Origin of the sequence: Promicromonospora sp. NPDC059942 (genome assembly GCF_042731755.1) — a bacterium.
In the GTDB taxonomy this organism is placed as follows: Bacteria; Actinomycetota; Actinomycetes; order Actinomycetales; family Cellulomonadaceae; genus Promicromonospora.
On the sequence record NZ_JBHWLR010000009.1, the window covers coordinates 82489 to 92065 of the forward strand.

Below are 9577 nucleotides of genomic sequence, written 5' to 3' on the forward strand. Positions count from 1 at the left end.
GTGAGGCGGTTGCGGGGGGGGGGACAGCACCTTTCTTCCCCCTTCGACGCGGACTGCCGACCTCACAGGACCATGCCGACGTCGCAGGAGCGCGCCGGTCCGCTCCTGTCGCGGGCCGTCACGCCAGAGTGGTCACGCGGTACTCGAGAGGCAGGTGGTCGTGCGACTGCGCGAAGGCCTGGACCTGCGACGTCCACGCGTCGGCGCCCGCCGCACGGAGGGCGGCGCGGACGCCGTCCGTCAGCGCTCCGGGGTCGCTGTCGAGGCCGCCGGGCACTCCCCCGCCCGCGACGACCAGGCCGGCGGCGTCCCGCAGCAGGGGGTCGGGCCCGGCGACCGGTCCGGGCCAGGACGGCGGGACCTCCAGCACCTCGACCTCCGCGACCCGGTCCCCCAGCACGTCCGCGAGCGCCAGGAGCGCCACCGAGGCGCCGGTGCCCGCGACCTGACGGATCTCGTCCGTCCAGGACCAGGCCGCGCCGGCGCGCCGTCCCGCACCCGGCGGAGGGTCGGGCAGCCAGCGGTCGCCGATGCCGGAGCCGGCCAGGGACGGGCGCATCCGGCCGTGCCGCAGGGCGGGGCCGTGCGCCAGGACCAGCGGGATCCGGCCCCCCTCGGTGAGCCGCGCCAGCGCGGCGGCCACGGCGGCGCGGACGTCCCCGAGCGGGTCCGTCCGCAGGCCAGGGGCCGTCCCCGGGACGAGCAGCAGGGTGGCGGGCAGGATCACGGCGTGCACGATGGATGAAAGTAGCACCGGCCGCGGCACCTGGCCGTTCCTGGGTGATTCCACCCGGCTTTCCGGACGAAGGGCGCAGCGGGACCGGGGGTCTGGCGGGTACTGTGGTCAGGTGAGGTTCTTCGGGTCACGACGCCGGAACACGGCGGGCGACGGCGACCGTGCGGCCACCGGCCCGCAACAGCCCGAGCCCAGGGAACTCGACGACGACGAGCTGCGGGCGCAGGTGGAGGGTGTGCTGCTCCGCGAGCTGACGGGCGGCCTCGACGATCCCTCCAGCATCCCTGAGCCGCTCACGCGGGACCGCGTCGTGGAGTGGCTCGGCGAGAACGGGTTCAGCTACTTCGTGGACTCGGAGGGCGACGTCGGCGGGCTGTGGCACGGCTGGCTGTTCTACTTCCTCATGGTCGGCGAGAGCTCCGAGGTGCTCCAGGTGCGGGGGCAGTGGCACCGCGACCTGACCATCGAGCGGCTCGAGGAGATCCTCGAGCTCTGCAACGAGTGGAACGCCGAGCGCATCTGGCCCAAGACGTACGTGCGTGTGCGCGACAACGGGGCGGTGCTGGTCTACACCGAGGTGACGGTCGACCTGGAGCACGGCGTGACCGAGGACCAGCTCGACCAGCTCCTGCAGTGCGGGCTGACCACGGGCTCCATGTTCTTCGAGCATCTCGACGAGACGTTCCCCGACCCGCTCAGGTCCGCGCCATGAGCCCGCCCCGCAACGGTGGCGGCGGCGCCGGGCGCTGGCTCGCGCGTCTGCTCAACCCGCGTCCCCCGGCCGCCCGCCGCCCCACGGGAGCGCAGGTCCGCACGCTCGCGAACGCCCCGGTCGAGAAGCCGCGGCCGCTGACGACGCAGCGGGTCGGCGACGACCTGTCGCGCCGCGGCTACCGCTTCCGCATCGACGACGACGGCGACGTGACCGGCACCTGGGACGGCAACCGGTTCTGGTTCCTGCTGCTCGGCGAGCACGACGAGATCCTGCAGGTCCGGGGCCGCTGGGCCGGCGCGCTGCCCGCGGCGGCCCGCCTGGCCGTGCTCCAGGCGGCGAACGACTGGAACCGCGAGCGCATCTGGCCCAAGGTCTACACGCGCGAGGAGGGTGCGGGGCTCGCCCTGTACGCCGAGGTGTCGGTGGACTTCGAGCACGGCGCCACCGAGGAGCAGCTCGCCCAGACGGTGTCGTGCGGGCTGGTCACCGCGAGCCAGTTCTTCTCGACCGTGGCGTCGCTCGCCCCGCCGGCCGACGCCGAGCCGGACGAGGGGTCGTCGGACGAGGGTTAGGGTCGCCGCGGCCACCCCATGGGGAGTTCTCCCCACACCCCTTTGCTCGTCCCGTTGTCGCAGGTCAGTTACGGTTCTGACCAGTTGACGGCGGACGAACGGGTGGGAGAACCGATGGGTGAGATGTGGGGTGCCGACCTCGAACAGCTGCGCACCCTCGCGAGGGAGTTCGACGCGGCGTCGCAGTCGCTCGACAACACCATCAGCGAGGTCACGTCCGTGCTGTCGAGCGTGGACTGGCTGGGGCCGAGCGGCGACCAGTTCCGCGAGGAGTGGGACGGGCACCACGTGCCCGCGCTCCGCGCCACCGCGGACGGTCTCGCCGGCGCCAGGAGCGCAGTGGAGCGCAACGCGGACGCCCAGGAGCAGACCAGCGGCGACTACGCGGGCGGCGGGCCCGGCGGAGGATCGGGCGGAGGCGCCGGCGCCTTCGCCGGTGCCTCGGCGAGCGGCACCGGCACCCTGTCCGGCGGCGGTGACGACGGCGGGAACTGGGCCGATACGGTCCTCGACGTCGTCGGCGACGCCAACTGGGCGGCCACCATCGGTGGCCTGGTCCAGAACGGCGTCGAGCTCGGGGCCCGCTGGGGCCAGGGCATCTGGGGTGTCGCCGACGCGCTCCCGGGCGGCTGGGGCGGTGCCATCGGCACGGCCGGCAAGGCCTTCGCCTGGGGTTCGGTCGCGTTCGGCGCGTTCCAGATGGGCCAGGGCATCGGGTCCGGCGACTACTGGATGGCCGGCGACGGCGCCATCAGCGCCGGTCTCGGCGTCGGCGGGCTGCTCGTCGCCGCCGGCCTGGTCTCCAACCCCGTCGGCTGGGCGATCCTGGGGGCGGGTGCTGCCTGGGCCGTCACCGACCTCCTCGTCGACGGCAACATCACCGAGGGTGCCTGGAACGCCGCGTCCGACGCCGCGGGGTGGGTCGGGGACACGGCCGGGGACATCGCCGGCGGGGTGGCCGACGCGGCGGGCGACGTCCTGGACGCGGGCGGCGACCTCATCGACGGCGCGAAGGACCTCTTGCCGTGGTGACGCGACCCCCGTTGAAGAGCACCGACCTTGACCTGGAAGAATTGCGGCCGACCGGCCCGACGAGGAGGAACCGATGACTGAGCAGGGAACCACGACGGCCCCCGACCGCCGCGCCGAGCAGACGATCGAGCTGACCGGATTCGAGCTCCTCAGCCTGCTGTCGCTGGGCGACGACGCCTCTGCCGCCAAGACACGCGAGTCGCTGCGCCTGCCCGAGGTGCCGGAGGGCTCGCCCCTGCTGGGCGCCGGCCTCAGCTCGCTGATCGTGCGCAAGATGGCCGTCGTCGACGACGCCGGGACGCTGACGCCGCAGGGTCCCGTGCTCGCGCTGGCCGCGGTGCTGAACCGGGCCACGGAGTGGATCGAGGCCGCCGGCATCTCCGGGGAGACCAACCACGTGGCCCTCCTGGTCAGGTCTCCCGACGGCGCCGCGCTGATCGAGCCCAAGGATTACGGCATCTGGCAGGCGCTCCCCGTGCCCGCCGGCGACCGCCTGATCGACGTCGCCTCCCGCTACGTCCGCGCCACGTTCCAGGACGCCACGACCCTGCCCTTCGCGGGCAGCATCAAGGTCATCGCGCAGCCCGGTGCGCCGACCGGGGACCGCGCCGCGGCCGTCCGGATCGGCGAGGACAAGGCCTGGGAGATCTCCAGCGGCCCCGTCGAGCGCCTCCCCAAGCCCGTGCCGGTCGCGGCCGACCCGACGTTCGGGCTCCTGGCCAAGGCCCTCGCATGAGCTCGCCGGACAAGGACCGGTGGTCCGACGGGGGTGACCCCGCCAAGGCGCGCCGCCTCGCCTCGATGTGGGTGATCTTCGCGGTGGTGGCGTGGGCCGGGGCCGGACTCACCTGGCTCGCGTGGTGGGTCGCCCAGGTCGGCGACTACCAGGACAACTTCCGCGGCTTCAACGCCGGGGACGGCTTCCCCTGGGTCTTCATCGGCCTCTGCGTCGTCGCGGGCCTGTGCTGCCTGCCGGTCGCCCGCGCGCAGAAGGTCCGGGCGAACTACCTCGAGCAGAACCGCTGACCGAGCGGTACCGGGCCGGCCCCGTCACGTGACGTGGGCCGGCCTTGCCGCGTCAGCGGCGCGGGCCATGCCTGCGCCGGCGGCGCAGGTCGGAGCCGCGTCAGCGGCGCAGGGTGGGCAGGCCCAGCGAGACCGGGCCCGACGGCGCCGGCGTGCCGTGCGAGTGCTCGTCCTCTCCCCCGCCGAGCCGCGCCTTCTCCCGCGCGGCCCAGGCGTCGCCCGACCGGGTGCGGCGCACCACGAGGCCTGAGGCGTCGGCGGGCTCGGCGATCAGGTGGTGCGGCGCCGCCCTGGTGACCGTCACGGTCACCGTGTCGCCGGGGCGCGGCACGCCCGCAGGGACGACGTCGGACAGGCGCGGGTCGTCGAGGTCGGCAGGCGCCTGGGTGAGGTCCACGCCGGGCAGGGGCGCGGCGTCGGGCAGGGTGTCGGACACGCTGGTGGTGAGGCGGAAGTGGACCAGGCGGTTGTCCGCCGCGCGGCCCGACAGGCGGTGCGTCGCGCCGTCCTTGCGGCCCGAGCCCTCGGCGACGAGCACCTCGAGGGTTCGCCCGACCTGCTGGTCGGCCTCCTCGGCCCCGATGCGCTCCTGGAGGGCGAGCAGACGCTCGAACCGCTCCTGCACGACCGCCTTGGGGAGCTGGTCCTCCATCGTCGCGGCGGGCGTGCCCGGGCGCGGCGAGTACTGGAAGATGAACGCCGAGCTGAACCGCGAGGCCTCGACCACGCGCATCGTCTCGGCGAAGTCCTCCTCGGTCTCGCCCGGGAAGCCCACGATGATGTCGGTGGTGATCGACGCGTCGGGCATCGCGGCCCGGACCCGGTCGAGGATCCCGAGGAACTTCTCCGAGCGGTACGAGCGGCGCATCGCACGCAGGATCCGGTCGGAGCCGGACTGCAGCGGCATGTGCAGCTGCGGCATGACGTTCGGGGTCTCGGCCATGGCGGCGATCACGTCGTCGGTGAACGCGGCCGGGTGCGGGGACGTGAACCGCACCCGCTCCAGGCCCTCGATCCGGCCGCAGGCACGCAGCAGCTTGGCGAACGCGCCGCGGTCGCCGAACTCGACGCCGTAGCTGTTCACGTTCTGGCCCAGCAGCGTCACCTCGATGGCGCCGGCGGCCACGAGCGCCTCGACCTCCGCGAGGATCTCCCCCGGGCGACGGTCGCGCTCCTTGCCGCGCAGGTGCGGCACGATGCAGAACGTGCAGGTGTTGTTGCAGCCCACCGAGATGCTGACCCAGCCCGCGTAGACGGACTCGCGCTTGGTCGGCAGCGTGGACGGGAAGACCTGCAGCGACTCGGCGATCTCGACCTGCGCCGCCTCGTTGTGCCGCGCGCGCTCCAGCAGCACAGGCAGGGCGTCCAGGTTGTGCGTGCCGAAGACGACGTCCACCCACGGGGCCTTCGCGACGATGTCGCCGCGGTCCTTCTGGGCCAGGCAGCCGCCGACGGCGATCTGCATGCCCGGCCGGGTGGCCTTGATGCCCGCCAGCTGGCCGAGGTTCCCGTACAGCTTGTTGGCGGCGTTCTCGCGCACGGCGCACGTGTTGATCACCACGACGTCGGCGGCGTTCGCGGCCTCGTCCTGGCTGGACGCGCGCGTGTAGCCGGCCTGTTCGAGCATGCCGGCCATGTGCTCGGAGTCGTGCACGTTCATCTGGCACCCGAGCGTGCGGACCAGGTAGGTGCGGGGCTGCTCGGACGCGGCGTCGCCGACGGCGGTGTCGGTCGTGGCGGCGTCGAGCGGGGCTGTGGGCAGGGCGGTCGTGGACATCGCCTCGATTTTACGACCCCTTTCGAGCCCCGCCGAACGGCGAGTTCGGGCGCATTGCGGGCATCTGTTACCGAAACGTTGTCCCGGGATGACCCGTCGACTTGGTCCTTGAAACATCGGATCGTTAGGTTCAAGGGATGGACCAGACCACCTCGACCACCGGCCAACCGGCGGCCGACAGCTCCGCGGACGCTCCGACGTCGGACCGTGCCCTCGGGGCGCCCCTCGTCGAGCTGAAGCGCGTGAACAAGCACTTCGGCGCGCTGCACGTGCTGCAGGACATCGACCTCACCGTCCGCAAGGGCGAGGTGCTGGTCGTCATCGGCCCGTCCGGCTCCGGCAAGTCCACGCTGTGCCGGGCCATCAACCGCCTGGAGACCATCGACGACGGTTCGATCACCGTCGACGGCAAGACCCTGCCCGAGGAGGGCAAGGCCCTGGCGCAGCTGCGCGCCGAGGTCGGGATGGTCTTCCAGTCGTTCAACCTGTTCGCGCACAAGACCGTGCTCGACAACGTCACGCTCGGGCCGCGCAAGGTCCGCGGGCTGTCCAAGAAGGCCGCGGAGGAGCAGGCACGCACGCTGCTCGACCGCGTGGGCGTCGGCAACCAGGCGGGCAAGATGCCGGCCCAGCTGTCGGGCGGCCAGCAGCAGCGTGTCGCGATCGCACGAGCACTGGCGATGCAGCCGAAGGTGATGCTGTTCGACGAGCCGACGTCTGCCCTCGACCCCGAGATGGTCAACGAGGTGCTCGATGCGATGGTCGCGCTCGCCCAGGAGGGCATGACGATGATCGTCGTGACCCACGAGATGGGCTTCGCCCGAAAGGCCGCCGACCGCGTGGTCTTCATGGCGGACGGCCAGATCGTCGAGGAGGCTCACCCCGAGGAGTTCTTCACGGCGCCCAAGAGCGAGCGGGCGCGCGACTTCCTCTCCAAGATCCTGACCCACTGATCTTTCACTGACTGATCCCAGCCAAGGGGTCCTACCCGGACCCCGAACTACCGAAGGGGAATCATGCGCAAGCACACCATGGGGCTGCTGGCGATGGCCGCGGCGTCGACCCTCGCACTCTCGGCCTGTGGCGGAGCCGAGGTCGGAGGTGAGCCCGAGGGCGGCGCGTCCGAGGGCGGCGACGGCATCACGATCGGCATCAAGTACGACCAGCCGGGCCTCGGCCTGCAGGACGGCGCCGAGTACACCGGGTTCGACGTGGACGTCGCCCGGTACGTCGCGAACGAGCTGGGCTACAGCGAGGACCAGATCACCTTCAAGGAGACGCCCTCGGCCAACCGCGAGAGCATGCTCCAGAACGGTGACGTGGACATGATCTTCGCCACCTACTCCATCACGGACGAGCGCAAGGACGTCATCGACTTCGCCGGACCGTACTTCGTGGCCGGTCAGGACCTCCTCGTCGCCGCCGACAACACCGACATCACCGGCCCGCAGGACCTGGAGGGCAAGAACCTCTGCTCGGTCACCGGCTCGACGTCGGCGGAGAAGATCAAGACCGACTACGCCGAGGGTGTCCAGCTGCTGGAGCGCCCCGGCTACGCCGAGTGCGTGACCGCCCTGGCCGCCGGCCAGGTCGACGCCGTCACGACCGACGACATCATCCTCGCCGGTCTCGCCGCCGCCAACGGCGACGGGAACCTGAAGGTCGTCGGCGCGCCGTTCTCCGAGGAGCAGTACGGCGTGGGCCTGCCCAAGGGCTCGGACCGGTGCGAGGACATCAACGCGGCGATCACCAAGATGATCGACGACGGCACCTGGGACGAGCTCGTCGCCACCAACACCGAGGGCGCCGACTACACCCCGAACGCGGACCTCAACCCGCCGACGCCGGCCGCCTGCGCCTGACGTCCCTTCGCAGTGAACCGGGATCGCGTCCGCCGAGCGAGACGCGATCCCGGTTCGTTGCGGGGCGGCATCCCGCCGTCCGCGACTGTGACCTCCCGGGGCGCGCCGACCACGGCCGTGCCTCTCCCGAAAGGTGACCCGTGAACGACTATCTGTCAGGGCTCGGCGCGCTCCTGCAGCAGTACGACGTGCTCGGAGCGTTCTGGACCAACATCCAGCTGACGTTCTGGGGCGCGCTGATCGCGCTGGCGCTCGGCACGCTGCTCGCGCTCATGCGGATCTCGCCCATCGCATCGCTGCGCTGGGCCGGCACCACGTACGTGAGCGTCTTCCGCAACACCCCGCTGACGATCATCATGACCTTCATGGTCATGGGCGTGTGGACCTCGCTCCAGATCCAGCTCGCCGACAACTTCGAGCAGAATTTCTTCCGCCTCGCCGTCGTCGGCCTGGCCGTCTACCACGCGGCGTTCGTGTGCGAGGCGATCCGCTCCGGCGTGAACACCGTCCCGCTGGGGCAGGCCGAGGCGGCCCGCGCGATCGGGCTCTCCTTCCTGCCGGCCGCTCGGCTGATCATCCTGCCGCAGGCGTTCCGCGGAGCCGTCGCCCCGCTCGGCAACACCCTCATCGCCCTGCTCAAGAACTCGACCGTCGCCGCGGCGGCCAGCGTCTCCTGGGAGACGTCCTCCACGATGAAGACGATGATCGAGTTCAACCCCAACTACCTGTGGGAGATCTTCGCGGTGTTCGCGATCGGCTACGTGATCCTGGTGATCCCCATCGGACTGCTGACCACCTGGCTGTCGCAGCGACTGGCGGTGAAGCGATGAGCGCCTCCGTACTCTTCGACGCGCCCGGGCCGCGGGCCCGGAACTGGACCGTGGTCGGCAACGTGGTCGGGGCCGTCGTCGTGGTCGCCGTGGCCGCGTGGGTCCTGGTCCAGCTCGACAGCAAGGGCCAGCTGGAGCCGCAGCTCTGGGCGGACGCCGTCTCGGCCCGCACCTGGCAGTACTACCTGATCCCCGGCCTGATCAACACGCTGCGGGCGGCGGCGTTCGCGATCGTCGGGTCGATCGTGTTCGGCCTCGTGTTCGGCATGGGCCGGCTCTCGCAGCTCGCCCTGGTGCGGCGGGTGAGCGGCACCGTGGTCGAGTTCTTCCGGGCCGTCCCCGTGCTGCTCATGATGGTGTTCTTCTACGGGCTGTTCGGCCAGCTGCTGCCCGGCGTCTCCGACAAGGCGTTCCTCGCCGTCGTGGTCGCGCTCATCCTGTACAACGGCTCCGTCATCGCGGAGCTGGTGCGGTCGGGCGTGGGCAACCTGCCCCGCGGCCAGGGCGAGGCCGGTCTCGCGATCGGGCTGACGCCGGGCCAGACCCTGCGGTCCATCCAGCTCCCTCAGGCGCTGGTGGCCATGCTGCCGGCGATGGTGTCGCAGATCGTCGTGGTCCTCAAGGACTCGGCGCTCGGGCAGCTCATCGGCTACCAGGAGCTGCTCCGTACCGGGCAGATCGTCTACTCGGCCGACGGCAACCCGCTGCAGGTGCTCACGGTCGTGGCCGTGGTCTTCATCGTGCTGAACCTGCTGCTCACCGTGCTGGCCCACCAGCTGTCGCGGCTGCTGTCGAGCCGGACGGCCGGTCCGACCATCGAGGGCACCGGGATCGGGAACCCGACTGCCGTGGCCGGCGCAGCCGGTGGCCCGGGGAACGTCTGATCCCACGACTCGTCCGCCCGGGCGGGACGGAGCTGGTCGACGAGGGGCCGGGTGGTCAGCAGCGAGAAGTGCTTGACCCCCCCCCCCCCCCCCCTTTCCCCCTCCCCCTGAAAAGCCGGGGCCAGCCCCTGCTCCGCCACCCT

General features: G+C 71.8%; 11 protein-coding genes. 9 read left to right on the forward strand and 2 right to left on the reverse strand.

The window, feature by feature from the left end:
- Positions 1 to 118 precede the first annotated feature (118 nt).
- Complete coding sequence (locus tag ACFV9Q_RS16085) at positions 119 to 790, reverse strand: hypothetical protein (RefSeq protein ID WP_377235234.1); 672 nt, start codon at positions 788 to 790, stop codon at positions 119 to 121.
- Positions 791 to 848: 58 nt separating this feature from the next.
- Here ACFV9Q_RS16085 and ACFV9Q_RS16090 point away from each other — a divergent pair, with 58 nt between their 5' ends.
- From ACFV9Q_RS16090 to ACFV9Q_RS16110, 5 genes are all read left to right on the forward strand, one after another.
- Positions 849 to 1448, forward strand: coding sequence for a YbjN domain-containing protein (locus ACFV9Q_RS16090; protein ID WP_274994189.1), 600 nt, complete (start codon positions 849 to 851; stop codon positions 1446 to 1448).
- Positions 1445 to 2023, forward strand: a complete 579-nt coding sequence (locus ACFV9Q_RS16095; protein ID WP_377235235.1) for a YbjN domain-containing protein — start codon at positions 1445 to 1447, stop codon at positions 2021 to 2023. The genes ACFV9Q_RS16090 and ACFV9Q_RS16095 overlap by 4 nt, the downstream gene beginning before the upstream one ends.
- A 114-nt stretch (positions 2024 to 2137) precedes the next feature.
- Positions 2138 to 3055, forward strand: coding sequence for a WXG100 family type VII secretion target (locus ACFV9Q_RS16100; RefSeq protein WP_377235236.1), 918 nt, complete (start codon positions 2138 to 2140; stop codon positions 3053 to 3055).
- Positions 3056 to 3128: 73 nt separating this feature from the next.
- Positions 3129 to 3791 carry a hypothetical protein gene (locus ACFV9Q_RS16105; protein WP_377235237.1) on the forward strand — a complete coding sequence of 221 codons (663 nt, stop codon included), beginning with the start codon at positions 3129 to 3131 and terminating at the stop codon, positions 3789 to 3791.
- Positions 3788 to 4081 (forward strand): hypothetical protein, encoded by a 294-nt coding sequence (locus ACFV9Q_RS16110; protein WP_377231565.1) that lies wholly within the window; start codon positions 3788 to 3790, stop codon positions 4079 to 4081. Before ACFV9Q_RS16105 ends, ACFV9Q_RS16110 begins: the two co-directional genes overlap by 4 nt.
- A 100-nt stretch (positions 4082 to 4181) precedes the next feature.
- Here ACFV9Q_RS16110 and miaB read toward each other — a convergent pair whose 3' ends face one another.
- Complete coding sequence (gene miaB, locus ACFV9Q_RS16115) at positions 4182 to 5858, reverse strand: tRNA (N6-isopentenyl adenosine(37)-C2)-methylthiotransferase MiaB (RefSeq protein WP_377235238.1); 1677 nt, start codon at positions 5856 to 5858, stop codon at positions 4182 to 4184.
- 137 nt (positions 5859 to 5995) lie between these two features.
- Between miaB and ACFV9Q_RS16120 the strand changes: the two genes are divergently transcribed.
- The 4 genes from ACFV9Q_RS16120 (at position 5996) to ACFV9Q_RS16135 (ending at position 9434) form a co-directional block, all read left to right on the forward strand.
- Positions 5996 to 6811 carry an amino acid ABC transporter ATP-binding protein gene (locus ACFV9Q_RS16120; RefSeq protein WP_377235239.1) on the forward strand — a complete coding sequence of 272 codons (816 nt, stop codon included), beginning with the start codon at positions 5996 to 5998 and terminating at the stop codon, positions 6809 to 6811.
- A gap of 63 nt (positions 6812 to 6874) precedes the next feature.
- On the forward strand, positions 6875 to 7720 hold the full coding sequence (locus ACFV9Q_RS16125) for a glutamate ABC transporter substrate-binding protein (RefSeq protein ID WP_377235240.1): 846 nt from the start codon (positions 6875 to 6877) through the stop codon (positions 7718 to 7720).
- A 140-nt stretch (positions 7721 to 7860) separates the two neighbouring features.
- Positions 7861 to 8550 (forward strand): amino acid ABC transporter permease, encoded by a 690-nt coding sequence (locus ACFV9Q_RS16130; protein ID WP_377235241.1) that lies wholly within the window; start codon positions 7861 to 7863, stop codon positions 8548 to 8550.
- Positions 8547 to 9434: an amino acid ABC transporter permease gene (locus ACFV9Q_RS16135; RefSeq protein WP_377235242.1), complete on the forward strand. Its 888-nt coding sequence runs from the start codon at positions 8547 to 8549 to the stop codon at positions 9432 to 9434. The genes ACFV9Q_RS16130 and ACFV9Q_RS16135 overlap by 4 nt, the downstream gene beginning before the upstream one ends.
- Positions 9435 to 9577: the final 143 nt, after the last annotated feature.